Annotated in this window: 18 protein-coding genes; 8 read left to right on the top strand and 10 right to left on the bottom strand. The window is 58.9% G+C overall.

Translation table 11 applies throughout. The features are described 5' to 3' along the window. The first annotated feature begins 4 nt into the window (after nucleotides 1-4). Together ACPYOP_RS28965 and ACPYOP_RS28960 are read left to right on the top strand one after the other, a co-directional pair. The gene (locus tag ACPYOP_RS28965) at nucleotides 5-1,030 is read left to right on the top strand and encodes an AAA family ATPase (RefSeq protein ID WP_481413697.1); all 1,026 of its coding nucleotides are present in this window, start codon (nucleotides 5-7) and stop codon (nucleotides 1,028-1,030) included. Beyond that, a complete protein-coding gene (locus ACPYOP_RS28960; RefSeq protein WP_481413696.1) occupies nucleotides 975-3,209 on the top strand; it encodes a hypothetical protein in 2,235 nt (744 codons plus the stop codon). The genes ACPYOP_RS28965 and ACPYOP_RS28960 overlap by 56 nt, the downstream gene beginning before the upstream one ends. A 57-nt stretch (nucleotides 3,210-3,266) precedes the next feature. Here the strand turns inward: ACPYOP_RS28960 and ACPYOP_RS28955 are convergent, their stop codons facing one another. After that, a complete protein-coding gene (locus ACPYOP_RS28955; protein ID WP_481413695.1) occupies nucleotides 3,267-3,968 on the bottom strand; it encodes a hypothetical protein in 702 nt (233 codons plus the stop codon). Between the two features lie 140 nt (nucleotides 3,969-4,108). Between ACPYOP_RS28955 and ACPYOP_RS28950 the strand changes: the two genes are divergently transcribed. Both ACPYOP_RS28950 and ACPYOP_RS28945 read left to right on the top strand, forming a co-directional pair. After that, a complete protein-coding gene (locus ACPYOP_RS28950; protein ID WP_481413694.1) occupies nucleotides 4,109-4,849 on the top strand; it encodes a hypothetical protein in 741 nt (246 codons plus the stop codon). A 63-nt stretch (nucleotides 4,850-4,912) separates the two neighbouring features. Beyond that, on the top strand, nucleotides 4,913-5,722 hold the full coding sequence (locus tag ACPYOP_RS28945) for a hypothetical protein (RefSeq protein WP_481413693.1): 810 nt from the start codon (nucleotides 4,913-4,915) through the stop codon (nucleotides 5,720-5,722). Between the two features lie 12 nt (nucleotides 5,723-5,734). Here the strand turns inward: ACPYOP_RS28945 and ACPYOP_RS28940 are convergent, their stop codons facing one another. Genes ACPYOP_RS28940 through ACPYOP_RS28930 form a run of 3 tightly spaced genes read right to left on the bottom strand, consistent with a single transcriptional unit; the run spans nucleotide 5,735 to nucleotide 7,411 of the window. Next, nucleotides 5,735-5,923, bottom strand: a complete 189-nt coding sequence (locus ACPYOP_RS28940) for a hypothetical protein (protein WP_481413692.1) — start codon at nucleotides 5,921-5,923, stop codon at nucleotides 5,735-5,737. Next, on the bottom strand, nucleotides 5,923-6,966 hold the full coding sequence (locus ACPYOP_RS28935; RefSeq protein WP_481413691.1) for a serine/threonine-protein kinase: 1,044 nt from the start codon (nucleotides 6,964-6,966) through the stop codon (nucleotides 5,923-5,925). Before ACPYOP_RS28935 ends, ACPYOP_RS28940 begins: the two co-directional genes overlap by 1 nt. Continuing rightward, nucleotides 6,959-7,411 (bottom strand): hypothetical protein, encoded by a 453-nt coding sequence (locus tag ACPYOP_RS28930; protein WP_481413690.1) that lies wholly within the window; start codon nucleotides 7,409-7,411, stop codon nucleotides 6,959-6,961. Before ACPYOP_RS28930 ends, ACPYOP_RS28935 begins: the two co-directional genes overlap by 8 nt. Nucleotides 7,412-7,978: 567 nt before the next feature. Here ACPYOP_RS28930 and ACPYOP_RS28925 point away from each other — a divergent pair. Further along, a complete protein-coding gene (locus ACPYOP_RS28925; RefSeq protein ID WP_481413689.1) occupies nucleotides 7,979-8,746 on the top strand; it encodes a hypothetical protein in 768 nt (255 codons plus the stop codon). An 89-nt stretch (nucleotides 8,747-8,835) separates the two neighbouring features. Here ACPYOP_RS28925 and ACPYOP_RS28920 read toward each other — a convergent pair whose 3' ends face one another. Both ACPYOP_RS28920 and ACPYOP_RS28915 read right to left on the bottom strand, forming a co-directional pair. Continuing rightward, on the bottom strand, nucleotides 8,836-9,147 hold the full coding sequence (locus ACPYOP_RS28920) for a hypothetical protein (RefSeq protein WP_481413688.1): 312 nt from the start codon (nucleotides 9,145-9,147) through the stop codon (nucleotides 8,836-8,838). Nucleotides 9,148-9,435: 288 nt separating this feature from the next. Continuing rightward, nucleotides 9,436-10,536 (bottom strand): porin, encoded by a 1,101-nt coding sequence (locus ACPYOP_RS28915; protein WP_481413687.1) that lies wholly within the window; start codon nucleotides 10,534-10,536, stop codon nucleotides 9,436-9,438. Nucleotides 10,537-10,901: 365 nt separating this feature from the next. On the opposite strand from ACPYOP_RS28915, the gene ACPYOP_RS28910 reads away from it, so the two are divergent. After that, nucleotides 10,902-11,363 (top strand): cupin domain-containing protein, encoded by a 462-nt coding sequence (locus ACPYOP_RS28910; RefSeq protein ID WP_481413686.1) that lies wholly within the window; start codon nucleotides 10,902-10,904, stop codon nucleotides 11,361-11,363. On the opposite strand, the gene ACPYOP_RS28905 is transcribed toward ACPYOP_RS28910, so the two are convergent. Together ACPYOP_RS28905 and ACPYOP_RS28900 are read right to left on the bottom strand one after the other, a co-directional pair. Continuing rightward, nucleotides 11,360-11,878, bottom strand: a complete 519-nt coding sequence (locus ACPYOP_RS28905; RefSeq protein ID WP_481413685.1) for a GNAT family N-acetyltransferase — start codon at nucleotides 11,876-11,878, stop codon at nucleotides 11,360-11,362. The genes ACPYOP_RS28910 and ACPYOP_RS28905 overlap by 4 nt on opposite strands. 19 nt (nucleotides 11,879-11,897) lie before the next feature. Then, the gene (locus ACPYOP_RS28900; RefSeq protein ID WP_481413684.1) at nucleotides 11,898-12,893 is read right to left on the bottom strand and encodes a LysR family transcriptional regulator; all 996 of its coding nucleotides are present in this window, start codon (nucleotides 12,891-12,893) and stop codon (nucleotides 11,898-11,900) included. A gap of 120 nt (nucleotides 12,894-13,013) precedes the next feature. On the opposite strand from ACPYOP_RS28900, the gene ACPYOP_RS28895 reads away from it, so the two are divergent. Continuing rightward, entirely contained in the window at nucleotides 13,014-14,414 is a 1,401-nt protein-coding gene (locus ACPYOP_RS28895) for an MFS transporter (RefSeq protein WP_481413683.1), read from the top strand. 32 nt (nucleotides 14,415-14,446) lie between these two features. Here ACPYOP_RS28895 and ACPYOP_RS28890 read toward each other — a convergent pair whose 3' ends face one another. Beyond that, nucleotides 14,447-15,718 (bottom strand): RNA polymerase sigma factor, encoded by a 1,272-nt coding sequence (locus tag ACPYOP_RS28890; RefSeq protein WP_481413682.1) that lies wholly within the window; start codon nucleotides 15,716-15,718, stop codon nucleotides 14,447-14,449. Between the two features lie 31 nt (nucleotides 15,719-15,749). Further along, the gene (locus tag ACPYOP_RS28885; RefSeq protein ID WP_481413681.1) at nucleotides 15,750-16,142 is read right to left on the bottom strand and encodes a YciI family protein; all 393 of its coding nucleotides are present in this window, start codon (nucleotides 16,140-16,142) and stop codon (nucleotides 15,750-15,752) included. 357 nt (nucleotides 16,143-16,499) lie between these two features. Between ACPYOP_RS28885 and ACPYOP_RS28880 the strand changes: the two genes are divergently transcribed. After that, nucleotides 16,500-16,877: a VOC family protein gene (locus ACPYOP_RS28880; RefSeq protein ID WP_481413680.1), complete on the top strand. Its 378-nt coding sequence runs from the start codon at nucleotides 16,500-16,502 to the stop codon at nucleotides 16,875-16,877. The last annotated feature ends 145 nt before the right edge of the window (nucleotides 16,878-17,022 follow it).

The raw sequence follows: 17,022 nt of genomic DNA, 5'->3' as shown, positions 1-17,022 counted from the left end.
ACCCATGAACTTCCATCAGAAATTCAAGACGTTGGAACAGTACGCTGCCGAGCAGGCTGCGCGCGCACCTTCTCTTCCTGTTGCGGTTCCGCGCTTCCATACGGAGGCATTCGAAAGCGACGAGGAGCGGCTCGCGGCCAGCAAGCTTCCCATCATTACCAGACAGTGGATGATCAAGAACCTTCTCGTGAAATACCCTGTCTTCCAGCAGGGCTACGACATCATTGCCGGGAACCATTTCCCGGTCGAAGGCGGCATGCCCGGAGCGGGAACCGTGGGGGCGATGTTGGGGGAGAGCCGCACGGGGAAAACTGCCGTCTGCAGCTATTACGCAGCCATGCATCCACCGCACTATGACGAGGAAGGCGAGATCTTTCCCGTCGTTCACATGACCGCCACCGTGAAGATGACTCCTGTCGAGTTCGCCCATCAGCTCAATCGCCTGACTGCCGCTCGCTATGAGAAGAAATCCGGCGGCAGCGGGGTGTACGTGGACAGCGCCTTGCTCAGGCTCCTCAAGGTCCAGACGCAACTTCTGATTATCGATGACGCGCAGTATTTGTTCTTTGATCGCACCGACAAGACCGCAGCGAACATGTTCAAACTCGTGAAGGCGATCATCGATTACAATTGCCTCGCGGTCATGCTCGTAGGCGAGGAGCGCATCAACGACTACGTTTTCTCGATCCGGCCGTTTGCCAACCGTCAGTACAACTGGAAGGTCTTAAAGCCGCTATCGGCCGGACAATCCGACATGGAGAGGTTTGCCAAGCTTCTTGGCTCCATCGACCGCCGCCTGCCCTTCGCCAATCTCTCCGGCCTGGACCAGGCCTATATCGCCGAACAGTTCTATCGGTACTCGGGCGGCATGATCGGCCGGGTGATGAACATCATCGAGCCTGCGGCCTATATCGCCCTCAATGCGAGAGCGGCATCGGTGACGATCGAACATCTCCGGCAAGCAGTGTCGACCCGTGTCGACGCTGACGATAGCTTTAGCTATTTCGGGTATCTCCGCCATGCTGCATAATCGCTTCCGCGCAGATCGGATCTTTTCACACTGGAGGGTGCGGCCAAGCTTCGGGGAGTCGGGCACAACCTACTTCTCGACGCTTGTCGCGGACAGCGAGGACTGCTCGCCAAGAATTTTCGCAGATCAGGCCGGACTCTTGTCCGGCCCCAACCCCAACGAGCGAATCCTGGAGGAACTGCTTCGCCTACCGATCAGCGACCAACAGAAGGCAAGCCTAGTCCGATGGACTCCCATGCGCATTCACGAGAACCAGTCTTGGATCTTGTGCAGCCACGAGATCACCGCGAGGCGCTTTGCCCAGCTAGACCGCAAATGCGAGCAATGTGTTAGGGAAACTCCGTATCACCGTGTCTGGTGGGATCTGCAAGGATTCGAGATTTGCCCCGTCCACGATATTCCGCTGACCCGGCCGATGAAGCCTCGTGATCAGGATTACACGCGCTGGACGTTCCATGGGGTGCCGAGGATTGCGGTCGACGAGCCTCCGATGCTTTCGGCAAAAGGGCGCGACAGTTACGAGGGATATCTTCTTGCTCGCCTCGGAGCGGTAGACCCCGTGTCGCCCAGCCCGCTTCTGGACGATCAACCACTGGATCTCGTCATGAAAGCCGTCCACGACGTGGGGCGCTTTCTGTCGAATCCTAGAACGCGAAACAAGGCCTCACGAATGCCATCCATCGGATGGTCGAAGGGATTCGGTGCGCTCAGGCATGACGTGGCGCACCTCGAACAGGCGTTCAGCGTGTGGCTCGTTGCGAACCACACGCCCGAGTCCTTGCGGCATGTCAGCCTCGACAAGTTCGGGTATCTTCGACAGATGGCCTTTCCGGACGGCGTCCTGAAGGATCGGATCCGCGGAGCAAAGCTGGCGGCGGCCGCACGACACGGTGTGCTCGTTCCGTCTCTTCGCACAAAGCCGGGCGTCGACGTACCGCTTCATCTCGGCGCCCTGAGGGACCAGACCTCCCTCACCCGCTATGGGCTGGACGTGCTCCTTCGAAAGCTATGGCCCGAGATGTCAGAACAGGATGTGAAAGTCGGCATTCCAAAGCACATCGCCGACTTAGTCAGGAGAGCGGCAGCTGAGCTTGTGCCGCTTCAAAAGGCCGCGAAACTGCTAGGGTGCAGCGAGCCTGCAGCCAAGAACATGACTCGCTGCCTGTCTGTGGACGGGCGCAATGTCGCGGCAACCAAGAAGAAGGCCAGAACGTCGCATCTGTATTTCATCAAGACGGAGTTGGATCAGATGCTGCAGATAATCGAATCCCTGCCGCCTGAGCCTCGGGCAGTCCGAACGGTGGGCGTGCGGACTTACGGCCGCCATCATGCCCTCGGGGAAAGTCGCGTCTTGGCGGACGTCGTCTCAGGGAAGCTTCCGGCATTCGCAGGGGCAAACAGACGCCTCGACAAGGTGGTGCTAACGCGACCGGAAAAGCTCGGACGCGGTGGCAAACCTTCCCCAGTCGGCAGAACCCAAGTTCCTGCCGGGGCGATGCTCGGTTGCGAATTCCACGGAATAACTGGTGCGGACGCAATCGGGATCCGGGAACTCGTTCGGCAAGGCTTCGTGAAGAGGTTCGGAACAAAACGCGGGCTACTCGATCGCAAGTCCGCGATTGCCTTCCACCAGCGCTACGTGTATCCTGTCAGATACATGATGGGCAGAGGGATGGTCGCAATAGACGCAATCTGGGCACTGAAGAAGATGGATCTGCCCTTGGCGTTCAAGCACGACTCCATAAGGCCATACTTCGCCGAGCGGAAAGAACTGGAGGCAAGGATTGGGCCGCTATACCGTCCCAGCGACGAAGCCATAGGGCTTTGGCGCGCTCTCATTCGCAAGGGTACCGTCAACTGCCCGTCGTTCATAATCCCTGAGTTGCCAGGCGACGGCGCCACCTATGTCTACACGTCATCGAGGATGTTCTCGTTTCGCGTCATCTTTGAGGGGAAAAGCCTTGTCTTGAAGGCAACGTTCACCCCCACGTCGCGCCGTATCTGGTCGGTGTATAGCGCGAACTCGCACGTCTTCCGGGAATTGCTGACAGCATTCAAATGGAAGAGCCGGGATGACACCGTCGTAGCCAAGGCGATTATCCGCAATGAGAGCGAGGTCGAAAAGGCAACGGTACAACTCGGACTGTTGGCGGCTTACTTCCGGTACAAGATGCCATAGGGAACGGTGGTTAGGAAAGTGGCGCCGCCCACCTGGCTGGGCCGCACCGCTTTCGCTTCACGGGCGTTCGCGCCAGAAGTCAGCGCTGAAGTTGTTAAGGCCGCCACGGTCGTCTTCTTTCATCCTGAAGGTTTCCGGTATCTTGCTGCCGTCGCCACCGTCCTTGAAGAAATCCCTCACCGAGCACACCGCCAGCATGCGGAAATGCTCGTACATCTGGCCGAGATCGTCCTGTCTCTCCTGTTCGAGCTTCGCCTTGCTAGGCTTCCGCGCTGCCGTCGAAAGTCGTGACAAAGGATCCGGGCGGACCCTGTGATCGAATGTGATGCTTCCGTGGACCCATGAATCCTCGGCCGCCGCGCGCCACCTATATGAGACGCGAACTTGCATAGACTCGGAGAAGCGTTGCGGCCAGAACATGTCGTCATTGACCCGGAAGAGCTGCCCTTCGCGTTCTTCGGTTTCCAGTCGGCTCTTCATGCCGCCGAATGCAAACGACAGGTCACTCCCCGCGCGCCTCGCCCAGTAATCCTTGTCGGCTCGGTTCTTCGCGGATCTTGCCTTTCGAAGATCCTGCAGCGCTCGGTCGAAGTAATGGAGTTTTGATGGGACATCGCCGCCGCAGCTCGACAGCGGGAGCTGGTACAGCGACCCGAGATGTTCCGTTCGGACGGCCTCATCGATGAGCTGATTGAGCACGTGTTCGTCGATCGCCTTGATAGCGGATTTCTCACTTTCGGAAAGGTTGATGAACGCCATACGTCAGTCTCCTGCAATGGGGCGATGCTGCGTGGGGACGTGGACCATTTCAAGTTGAAACTTTCGTTTTCCATCACCAAATTTGGCGTCGCTGATCCGACTAGCCGCAAACAGGCAGACCTGCAAACCAAGAGGACGACATGCCGATCAAGCTTCCATCTCCTTCCCCGAAACGCGAGCTTGTGAGGAAGCTTGTCGATGCCAGCATTTCCATGGTTCCGTATGCGGGCGGCCACCTGGCGGCGATCTACAGCCTTACGCATCCGTCCCAGTCCGAGATTGAAGAGGAACGTTGGCGTGAGGAGATCACGAAGCTCGCCAATGATACCGAAGCGGCCGTGAACTTCATCCTGAAGCGCGTTACATTGTCGGAGGACGCCGCCTATCTCGGGCGCTGGATGAGCGAGAATGCCGAGCGCGGCTGGTCGGATATCTTCGGCTATGACGACATCGTTGCCCAGTTCCCAGAGGCCACGAAGTCCGAGATCCTCGAAGCCGTCGGCGAACTGGAGCTTGAAGGCATGCTTCGGATCACGAAGGTCATCAGCAGGCCATTCGGCCACGTCACCACTACTCACAAGCTATATGAGACCTTCGATCCAATCGTCTTCGAGGGTGTCAGCCCACGTCAGGACGCCACGGTCGTTGCGCTCGCGATCCTCGATGGCGACGCCATGGTCTCTTGTGGCGCTATCGCCGAAAAGCACGGCTGGAGCGTCCGACGCATCAATCCGGCACTGGCCATCGTTGGCGAGATGATCTCCGACGGCCGCAAGAGCAGACCCCTTGGGCAACCCTACGGCATCAGGGCGATGGCCGCGGATCCTCAGGAACGCGTCCGACTTCGCCGGTTCGTGAAAGCGATCAATGGCGAGGAGTGACCCCTCTTCGAAGAACCACCTGGTCCTGCCAGGATCAAGATAGGTTCAATGAAGGAGAGACAAATGATTGACCTATGGGATCTGAAAACGCTGCCCGCGGCGACGCTCGCACTTATCAACGACAACGCGGGCTTGATCCGCGACTACTATGCGCGGGAGGCGTCCATCATGGAATTCAGGAGCACCTCCACGCTCTGGGATACGATTCCGACGAATGAATTCCATGGTCGCAAGATGGAGTTGGAGGCCGAGGTCGGAAAGTCGATCATGTCGGAGACGATCCGCGGCTTTCACTATACGAGGATGACCGATGACGAGGTGCGCGCCATCCGGTCCCGCGGCATCCTGATGACATCGTTGCCTATGTTTCGCGAGAAGCTCGATGCCGTCGTGGCCGCAGGACTGATGTCGCAGGAAGCATCAGAACATGTCTATGATAACAGCCCGCTGGTCACTGGAGACTACGGCGATCGGATTGGCACTTTCTATGCGACGGCGCATCCCTGTTCCATCGATGACAGCGGCATCACACCATTTATCGAGAGCTGGGGCGGTGAAATCTCGCGCTGGGCGATCGAGGATGAAGCTATCCTCGAAAACCTGCGCGCACTCGGAAAGCCGCGAGTAATTGAAGTGGCAATGCCAATCGCCCTCATCGGCTGGGTGGCATCTCGCATCGCCGAGCAGATTGTCGCGGTCAAAGGTCATGAACCGCGACTGCCAGGAGGCTTTGGAGCCGACCTCTCCGTGAGAGAGCCGCTCCCGCCCGCCAACGTTCTGCGCGTTCATACCGAAGGTGATCCTGACTTTGTAGCAATCGGGCGCGGCTATCCGCCCACCCATGTCGAACCGGCGTATGAGTACGAGGAGTGATCGGTTCGCCGATTACTTCCGTTTCGCGGGCTTGGGATCGGAGCTGAAGGTGACATAGAAATTGCCGTCCATGACTGCATTTCTGAAGTCGGCGGCCGTTCGCTTCTTGGGTGCTTCAGCCACGCGTTCAACCACGACGCACGCAGGTCTTATCTGCGAGCGCTTGACGTAGTTGCCGGGGCGGTTCTTCACCTTGATCATCAGTAGTCCTTGAAGATCTTCTTCAAGTCTTTCTCAGTCATGTTGTCTCTGCAAGCATCGCCAACACGCCGCGGCTTGCCTCCGTTAACGCTTTTGTAGCAGGTACTGGTTCCATCCGCATTAACGGTGAGCTCATACTGGGCGTCGCCGGCCGCCTTTGTCCAGACGCGTCGATCGGCATGGTCTTCGAGCCGCCAATCCAAACATTCGCCATCAATCTCAGCCATGGCGTTGGCCACGTCGAGGGCAGACAAATAGCGATCCTCAGGCTTTGTTTCCAGGCAATTCTTGATTACGTTCCTGAGTGTCGCGGGAACGTGCGGGGCGAAAGCCTTCCGATCTGGGAACTTGCCATTGCGGACATCGAAGCGGAAGCTGTCTCGATCAAACCCGCCATCCTTGGTGTACTTCGCCAACTGGGCGTAAAAGCGCTCGTTGCCATTGCACATGCGATAAAGCGTCAGCCCAAGCTGGTAGATGTCGAATGTGCGGTCGAACTGATCCTTTTCCAGCGCCTCCGGCGCCACCATCGGGGAATAATGCCGATCTTGGACGGCCACCCCTCGATAGTTCATCTGCTTCGCCTGTCCGAAGTCGGAAACCAGAGCCTCCCGCCTCGGCGACAGGAGGATGTTGTCGGGCTTCACATCGAAATGCACGAGTCCTTTGGAATGGATGTTGTGCAGGCCTGCGACGATCTGCGAACCGAGCGTGATGATCTCCCGGACGGTCATGTGGCGTCCGGTAATTAAGTCCTTCACCGAACCGTTCCGGTAGTACGGCATCGCGACGTAAACATGGTCGGCGTCGTAGCAGGCGTAGTGGATCTGCACGACGTTCGGATGCGCGCTCGCATACAGGGCCTGGGACTCGGCAAAGAACTCCTCGGGGGAATTCAATTTTGCCTTCTGGATCTGCTTGGTGACGATCTCGGCGTTGAGTTGGTGGTCGCGCGTGAGATACGTGCGGGAATTCTTCCCGTTTTGCCCGATTTCGTTGATGATGTCGAAGGCAAGCTCCGCCTTCTGGTAGGGCTTAAGCATTCTTTGCTCCCATGGCGCAAAGGATCGCTTCTCGCTCCTCTCTCCCCATCTTTTCCCAGTCCTCGATGCCGATATCGTCCTCACCGTTCACCAGCGGCTTGATCCGTTCCCGTTCGATACCGAGCCGCTTTGCCATAGAGGCGATCTGGCCGACATAGTAGGCCTGCAGCTCGCTGCTCGCGAATGCCTCCTGAATGACGCCCTCGATCTGGATGCGCTCGACGTTCGGTGTCGCCATTCCTTCCGTTATGCGAACTCCGGCACGCTCGACCTGATATTCGCGCAGAACGTCCAGAAGGTTCGAGCGCACGTATTTCAACGCTGACGGCGTGTCGAATGCAGCCGGGATTTTGATCTCCTCGACGTTGAGGATCGCATCTTCGTCAGTATCGTAGATCGCGAAGGTGACGACCTTCGGCGCGGCGCGAATGCCTATCGTGATCATGGTTCCCCCAGCGTGGCTTGCAGGCGCGATACCGCCCCCGCAGCCGAGTCGGAGTCATTCTATGTCCGCGCGGGATTGCAACTCAAGGGTTCATGAAGGATTCGAGAAGTTTCTTGTGATCGCGTCGACGGATATCCTTTTACTTGCCACACCAACGAAGACGCGGTCGTAACGATTTCTGCTATTGCCCAGTCGAAGCTGCCGCAAAACGAGCACTAGGAACCGCTACAGGATACTGGGTGCCCTATCTCTTGCGCTGCCAACCAAAATAGCGCACGCTTTTTACAGGCTCAGATTCGCGTCCAAAGACGCCCATTTTCGTGAATTCGCGTTTATGGTGGGAGCGGTATCTCCAGTCCGCACTTATGGGGGCTGGGTTCGCGTTTATGCTGGCCGCGCTATCCGAAAATCAAAAGAAATCAATGGGCGTGAATCCGCGTTTATGTGGCGACACAGACCCTCATTGATTTATGAGTTCTTCTGGAGGGCCTCTCTCACTGGCTAGACAAGCCACGACGTTAATAATCTGATTTGCACAAACAATTCTACGAATCAGGGGCATCTGAATTGGCGAAGCGCATTCTCTGGAGCACCGATGAGCTTTCCCGATCCGTGGAGGCTTATATATTCTTGCTCCGCGCAGAACGCGCCGGCATAACCTTAACTGAAGTAACCGCAACAAAATCGCTTCTTTCCGGATTACTGGAAAGCAGAAATGATACCTCTGTACGTTATCGCATGCGGAATATCTCCGCAGTTGTTAACGAAATGGGCGGATCGGCACTCCGCATATATCCGCCCGCAGAAAATGTAGGCGGGAACGTCAGGCGGAAGATACGTGCGCTCCTGAATGAAAATAGCGATTTTCGAGCACTTTTGGAAGCCACGACCAGCGGGCCTAAAAATGCGCCGTCAAACACCGATAGCCGTTCAGACCTTGCCAATAAATTGAAGGCGCTCCGCATTTACATTTCGGAACTTGAACGAGAGGTTATTGGTTCTAAGCGCGAGTTTGGCGTCGGACACAACAATCCTCCGGAACTATTTGCGAATGACGACCTGCACCGGAGCGAGTTCGAACAAGCCCGGCAAGATATTCAAGCGATTGAAGAAGAAATTGGCAAGGAAGCGCGGAGCACAGAAACCGTAAATCGACATATAACCAGCCTTATGAAGGTTGGCTTAAAAATCGCTCTTTGGATCGGTGAACGTGTAACCAAATTTACTGATACCAGCCTCACAGTCTTGGCACCTATCGCAGTGGCTAAGGCTACAGGCTTTGCTCCTGTTTTATTCGATGCAATCGCGGCCGCATCAAGGTTTTTGATAAATTGAGATAGAGAAGCATGGATCGCGTTGCGGCAGCAGGAACCTCCCGCCGCAACGATGTTCTTATGGGAGCTGTTTGAGCCTTCGAGGCCAGCTCAGTGATTCTTGTTCGGGCCCTTGCCCGTGGAGAAGCTGCAGGTCTTGATCTTGCAGCTCGGATCGTCGCTCGTGGGCACGCTGGCGTTGGCCATGGCACCCTGCCCGAGGCAGGACATCGAATTCGATACGGTCCGATGGTACATCATCAGGCCCGGATGGTGCGAAGGGTATCGCAGCACGATCGAGCCTTCCTGAGCTATCTTTTCGTGCACGGTCGCGCAGGTCATCGACTTGGAGTTATAAGCCGACATGGCCATGGCATTTGTGGAGAACATTGCAATTGCGGCAAGTATGATGATCGTCTTCATGGGGCTTCCTTTGGTCGCGCCGAAAGGCGCTGTCGAAAATGAGATAGTCCTTGATTAGCACCACATTTATGATAGTGAGCCGACTTCCCTTGATCGGCTGTTCAACCACTGCCAGGGGTGACCGGGGCGCTCGCTTGGGTACGATTGCGCGGGAGGTCACCATGCGCCGCATGGTGACCATGGGCAGATGCGGGCCGAGCGGAGATTTTAGAAATCATCCGCCAAGAGATGAGGCCCGATATGAATACCGGGCCTATTCAGGATGAAGGTCAGCTCAGACCGAAAGCGTCAGAACGTCCGTTCGAAGCGAAGGATACCCGAGAAGGTGTCATCGCCCGGCAGGTCATAGTGAACATAGGTCACTTCCGGCTCGATGAGCAGGTTCTTGACCGGATTGAACTTGATGTTGGTGGTGGCTTCGAAAATCTTCGAGTCGGTATAGGCAAGCTGCAAGTTCCACTTCAGCTTGTCATTGACCGGAACGCCGACACCGCCCCAGACGGCCCAGTCACCCCAGCCGCAATCCGCGCCGTGAACAACGCCGTCGGACGTCGTGCAAGCCGAGACGTTCTGGTTCGAGCCGGCATACTGGTTGAGCTTGTCGCCATCGGTGTTCCAGCCGCCCATCAGGAAGGCCGAGAAAACGCCGAAGTCGGCATCGATACGGGCCTTGATGGCGCCTTCCTCGACGATCGAGTCGTAGCCGCCGACGACGCGGAACTGCCATGCCCCGGCCTTGTAGCCGAGACCGGCGACAACATTCGGAGCATAGTGGTCGGTCTCCGACAGCTGCCAGCTGCCGCCATAGGCGCTGGTGGTCGATCCGGAATTGCTGTCTTCGACCGAGATGACACCGGTAAAGCCGGTGCCGCTATCGTAGTTATAGGTGATCTGGTTCAGCTCGTACGGGCCGTCGTAGATCACGTCGTCCTGAATGACATCTCCGGCATAGCCGGTGAACTGGTTATACTGCGAGTCGGTCTTGCCGACAGTGAAGCCGCCGAGGGTGATATAGGCCCACAGCAGGTTCGTAGACGTTGCGTTGCCGTCGTTCCAGTCCCAGCGAACGATGGTTTCGGTCTTCAGCGGACCATATTCGGTGTCGGTCGCGGTATTGAGGTTGAGCTCGGCGCGGGTGTGCCACTTGGTTCCGAAGTTGCTGTCGCGATTATAAGGATCCTTCCACTGCCCTTCCGTGCGGACCTTGCCGCCGACCCGCAAACAGGTCTCCGTGCCGGGAATGAAGAAGTAGCCAGCGCCGAACGCATCGCAAATGCGCACATATTCCAGCGGCTCCGGCTCCGCGGCAACGATGGCATCAGCCGCATGCGCGCCGGATACGACACAGAGGGCAGCAGCGGAACCGATAAGCAAGCTCTTGATGTTCATGGTAACTCCATCCGTCAAATGAACTTGCGCGATGGACGAACCTGGGGGACCGCTCGACATCAAGTTCCAGTGCCTAACTCGAAGCACAAGGCTTCACTTCCGATTAGTAAGCTGCATTTACTATTTCACTTTTACAAGGATTTAAGCAGGACACAAACATATGTGACAGCACCTACATATGACGTGTTGCTCAAACGACGCACATGTGTACGAACGATGACAACCAGGTGACAACAGAGGCAATTAAACCCCATTTGCCGCGCACTCCACCGAGATACATTGCTGGACATGACAGTCATGAGTCTTGGTAGACTTGACTGCACAAACAGCACATCCATCCATGGCAAATCGCAGGCAGGATCATCATGCCGAAGATCGATATTGCAGCCATACCCGAAGTCAAAGGCACGCGTTATCCCACCCCGTTCAATGACCCCTGCGCTGAGCGGATACGCCAGCGGCTGAGCGATGCCGGCGGCCTTACTGATTTCGGCCTCAACCTGATGCGGCTGCCGCCGGGCAACTGGTCGAGCCAGCGGCACTGGCATTCTGAAGAGGATGAATTCGTCTATGTGCTGGAAGGCGAGCTGACGCTGATCGAGGATGATGGTGAAACCATCTTACGCGCCGGCGATTGCGCCGCCTTCCCGAAAGGCTCGGGCAACGGCCATCACATGATCAACAAATCCACCACGACGGCAATCTATCTCGAGGCCGGCACGCGCTCACCGACGGACCTCATTACCTGTTCGGATGTCGACATGATGAGCTCCAGCACGGACGGACGCTTCGTGCACAAGGACGGCATGCCCTATCCGGACGGTTAAATCAGTTCGTCGACCTCAGCCGTTGTCATCCGATACGACAGGAGATGCGTCAGCGCTCCATGCAGCATGACTTCGCGCTCGAAACCAAATCCGCATTTTTCCAGCACCCGCCGGGAGGCAATATTGATCGGCCGCACAAGCCCGATAACACGCTTCGCCTTGAGATCGTTGCCGGCGAAAGCCAGTGCCTCCTTCACCAGCTCCGTCGCATAGCCATTTCCCCAATAATCAGGATGCAGATGATAGGAGAGATTGAGGCCTTCAAATTCCGTTGAGACGGTAACGCCGCCAAAACCGATCAGCCGCCCTTCCGTTTCGATCGCCCAGCGCCCGAACCCGTGCAGGCGCCAATGTGCCCGGTCGCGGGCCAGCCGTCGGGCACTTTCCGCAGGCGAATCCGGCGTTGGATTCGGCCGATGGGCGACCAGCTCCGGCCGCGAAAACAGGGCTGTGAGGAAGTCGAGATCCCGCTCTTCGGGCTCGCGCAGGGAGAGACGCGAGGTATGCCGGATCATGGTAACTCCGCTCGAAGGGTCAAACAGCCTCCGCGAGCTCAGGCGGATCGTAGCAGCAGGCATCGGTGGAAACGCCCATGCGACACCCGCTGGCCTCAAGCGCTTCCGTCACCACTTCCACGAACAGGCGGCGCAGCCACACCGAGCGGCTGTCGGCCTGATCGACGCGCCGATAAAGCATCGTCACCGGATCGGCAGGCAGTTCGAACGGCGGCTCCGAAATCGTCAGCTCGTGCAGTTGCGCCATGCAGCGGGCAATGGCTTCGGGAACCGTCGCAATGGCCGGAATGGCCCGCAGCGTTGTCGGCAGCGCGGAAAAGCGGGGAACCGTCGCCACGACCCGGCGGCGATGGCCGAGGCGTGCGAGAGCGACGTCGACACTGGTCGATATGGCGCCTTCAAGCGAAACGGTCACATGCGGTGCGGTTGCGAAATGTTTCAAGCTGAGCGGCGCCGCGCATTTCAGATGCCGGCCATCGTAGATGCAGAGCGAAGCCTGCTCGAACAGCGGCGCGCGAACATGCCAGGAGGCAGGCTCGTCATGCACCGAGATGCTGAAGTCAAAGGCACCCTCGTCCAGCAGCCGCACGGCGTCACGCCGGTCGAAGGCGACGCTGGTCAGCCGGGCATTCGGCGCCAAGTGGCGCAACCGCGCCGCCAGCGGCCCGAAGAAGGATGATTCGAGATTGTCGCAGAGCCCGATGCGGAACTCGCCCTGCCAGCGTCCCGGATCGAAGGCGGCCGGCGGGCGAATGGCGCGCTCGATACCGGAAAGCGCATCCTCGATCGCCGGCGCAATGGAAAGCGCCCGCGGCGTCGGCTGCAGCCCGCGCCCGACACGTACGAACAATTCGTCATCCAGCGTCTCGCGCAGCCGGCGGAGTGCAGCGGAAAGACCCGGCTGCCCCAGCAGCAGGCGCTCGGCCGCGCGGCTCACGTTCCGCTCCTGCATCAGCACGGAGAAGGCGAGCAGCAGATTGAGATCGATTTTTCGAAGCGTGGCATCATTCATCATTATGAGTAATACCTGACATGGTTACTATCAATTTGCAATAGGGTTTGAAGATGTACATTTTCTCGTTCCCTGCCGCTTTCACCCTCCCAAGAGGTGGCAGCCTAGAAAGGAACGATCCCGATGACTTCTTCCACGACCCGAAGCGGGGCCGGATTGGCGTTGCTGCTGCTATGCGCCGCCAACTTCCTGGACGCCATGGACGTCTCCACCATTGGCGTGGCCCTGCCCGCCATCCAGAAAGAACTGGGCATGCAGGCCACGTCGCTGCAATGGGCCGTCAGCGCCTATGTGCTGGGCTATGGCGGCTTCCTGCTGCTTGGCGGCCGCGTCGCCGATCTTTTCGGCCACCGCCGCGTGTTTCTCTGGTCGCTCGCCGTCTTTGCCGCTGCCAGCATTGCCGGCGGCTTTGTCGATAGCGCCCCGACGCTGATCGCCGCCCGCCTGATCAAGGGTATTGCCGCCGCCTTCACCGCCCCTGCCGCGCTTGCCCTCCTGCTTTCCGTCTTCGGGGAAGGCAACGCCCGCGCCAAGGCGCTCGGCGTCTTCTCCTCCACCGGTGCCGCCGGCTTCGTGCTCGGCATGGTGCTGGGCGGAGCGGCAACCCTCATCAGCTGGCGTGCGACCCTCGTCATGGGTGCTCCCGTCGCCATCCTGGCGCTGATCGTCGCGCCGCTCGTCCTGCCCGCCGATCACAAGCGAAACGGGCCGCGCGCGCGCTTCGACTGGGCCGGCGCCTTGACGATCACGCCCGGCCTGCTGCTTTTCGTCTTCGGCGTCACCAATGCCGCCGCCGATGGCTGGCAGGCCTTCGCGACCTGGGGTTCGCTCCTCGCCGCATTGATCCTGATCGTGCTGTTTCTGGTCGTGGAATCGCGCCATCATGATCCGATGGTACCGCTTGCCATGTTCCGCCGCACCAAGCTCAGCCATGCCAATGCCATCGCTGCGCTGTATCAGGGAGCCTATGTCGGCTTCCAGTTCATTGCGACGCTCTATTATCAGACCGTCGTCGGCTGGTCGGCTTTCGCTACGGGCTTTGCCTTCGCCATCGGCGGCACCTGCGTCATGTTCCTGGCACCACGCTTTGCGACGATAGGCCAGAACCGCGGCACGACACTTCTCATGACCTTCGGCGTGGGACTGCAGGCCATCAGCTACCTCTTCTGGGTGCTGTCGGCTGGGCATATTGATACGATCGTGCTCGTCGCCATCTCGCAGCTCCTGCTCGGCGTCGGTTATGCCATGACCTATCCGTCGATCCAGGTCGCGGCCCTTTCTGACGTCGGCGACGACGAATCCGGCCTGGCTTCGGGCATGCTGTTTGCCTCCTTCCAGATCGGCGGCGGCATCATCCTGGCGGCGGCATCGGCCGTCTTCAGCGCAGCACCGAACTTCGGCTGGAACCCCTATGTCGCCGGCATCGGTTTCGTGACGATCCTGGCCGCGGCCATCACGCTGCTTGCCGCCGTCGGCCCGCGCTCGTCGACCGCCAAAGCCGCGAACTATCAGGCTGCAGAGTAAATCAAGCCAAGACGACCCGCCCGATGGGCGGGTCAATCCTTGCCCACATCGGCCGCTTCGGCGGCACGGCGCAGCAGGAAATCACGCTCCCTTCGATTGTCGGCAAGCGCGGCCGCCGCCTCGAAGGCCTGCCGCGCTTCGTTGCATCGGCCAAGCTTACGGAGCAGATCGCCGCGAACGCTCGGCAGGAGATGATAATCCTTCAGAGCAGGCTCATTGCGCAGGCTTTCAATAATCTCCAACGCCGCATCAGGACCGTCGACCATGCCGACGGCAACCGCGCGATTGAGCTCGACGATCGGGGAGTGAAGAATCTGCGCAAGCTGCGCATAGAGATCGGCGATCCGCCGCCAGTCTGTTTCCTCAGCCGTTCTTGCGCGGGCGTGACACGCGATGATCGCGGCTTGCAAAGCGTAAACGCCACCGGCACCCCCAAGCTCCTCTACCCGGCCCAGGGCTTTCAAACCGCGCTGAATCTGCAAGCGATCCCAGCGGCCACGATTCTGTTCGAGCAGGAGGATCGGGTTGCCGGCGGCATCCGTACGTGCCGCCGCGCGGGATGCATTCAGCTCCATCAGGGCCAGCAGCGCATGCGCCTCCGGCTCCAGCGGGGCGACGGAGGTCAACACTCTGCCCAGCCGCAGCGCCTCATTGCACAATTGCAGCCGAAGCCAGTTCTCGCCGCGCGCGGCCGTGTAGCCCTCGTTGAAGATCAGATAGACGACTTCCAGCACCGAGGCCAGGCGCTCCGACAATTCCTCGCCGTGCGGCGTCTCATAGGAAAGCCCCGATTCCGACAATGTCCTCTTGGCGCGCACGATGCGCTGCGCGATCGTCGTTTCCGATACCAGAAAGGCTCTGGCGATTTCCTCGCTCGTCAGGCCGCAGATCATCCGCAGGGCGAGCGCCACACGTGCCTCGCGTGAGATCAGCGGATGGCACGCCGTGAAGATCAGGCGCAGCATTTCATCGCCGATATCGTCATCCAGGGGGGTATCCAGGTCCGGCATGATCTGCTCGTCCTCTTCCATTTCCCGAACGATTAGCTCGTGCTTCTGGTCGAGCATCCGGCGCCGGCGCAGATGGTCGAGCGCCCGGCGCTTGGCAGTGGTCATGAGCCACGCGCCGGGGCGCTCGGGGATGCCCGTTTCCGGCCATCGCTCCAAGGCGACTACAAGCGCTTCCTGAGTCAAATCCTCGGCCAGCGGCACGTCGCGCAGCAATCGCGCCAGGCTGGTGATGAGCCGTGGCTGTTCGATCCGCCAGACGGCCAGAATCGCCCGATGGGTGCCGGCGGCCGTCACGGCCGCCCGCCCCGATGACAGGCCGAAAGCATCATGCCCTTGCTTCGGCGAGTGGATCGCATACCCCCTCCGCACCGGGCTCATAGAAGGCACGGACTTCGCAGGCGCCTTCCCAGTCGGGCATGAAATCCTTATGCAGCTGCATGAACTCTACTGCCAGGGCGACAGCCTCCTCCTTGCTCTGCAGCTCGAAGATCGCATAGCCGCCGACGACCTCCTTGGCCTCCACGAACGGACCGTCGACAATGCTCAACTTGCGATCCTTGATCGTGACGCGGGCGCCGGTCGCAAGCGGCAGCAGCCCCGCCGTGTCAAGCATGCGGCCGGCTTTGATTTCCCGATCGGCAAGCTTGCCCATAGCTTCGATAAACTCCGGCGTCGGCTGCTTGAAATCGGCGGACGTAACGATAGACATGAAACGCATGGAAAATTCCTCCGGAAGCGAGACGCTGGCACCATTGCCGCTGAACAAGCCCGCTCATATTGACAACGAAACAGTCATTCGCAAATCGACAGTTGCCTCCAAAAAAATTGTATCACAGCCGAGCATCGACAATCCTACGTCCGGCCGGCACGGCTCATTAAGGCCGGCAGCGTCCAAACGATTTCACGACCGGAAATTTGGAGTGAACGATCCGACAACTCGTCGCTCCGCTTTGTTGACTTCCCATGACCGTTGCAAGATGGTGAGGCGCAATTGAATCTGCGGGCTTCGAGAACTGGCGTCTTCCATGGGCACGGTTTCACGCAAAACTCCGCAGACAACACGGAGCTTGTTTTCATGTTCGACCATATCTCGATCGGCGTCAAAGATCTGGCGCGGGCACAGGCGTTCTACGATGCCGCATTGGCACCGCTTGGCTATGAGCGCCTGACCAATTTCGACGGCACGGTCGGATATGGCGCGGAGCGCGCCCAGTTCTGGGTCAGCGAGGTGGAGCGCCCCGTGCCCGCCGATCGCGGCTCCGGCCTGCATTTCTGTTTCGTGGCCCCGAACCAGGCTGCTGTCGATGCCTTCTATGCCGCCGGTATCGCCAATGGCGGTGAAGACAATGGCAAGCCGGGCATCCGGCCGGACTACAGCCAGTTCTATTACGCTGCCTTCATCATCGATCCCGACGGCTATCGGCTGGAAGCCTATTTCCAGACCGGCGAATAAAGCGCAACCAAAGACAGCATCGAGACCCATTCGACCGGTCAGGATCGACCTGACCGACGTTAGACGTGTGTAAGCGCACAATTCGCGGCACCTGTTCATTGAAAATCGAATGAAGGAGTCTGTGTCCACAACGGAGACTGTGGAC

The organism is Rhizobium sp. KNZ2-6A, assembly GCF_056755475.1.
Note: the sequence above shows the minus strand (reverse complement) of the source record. Positions and strands in the feature narration are given on the sequence as shown.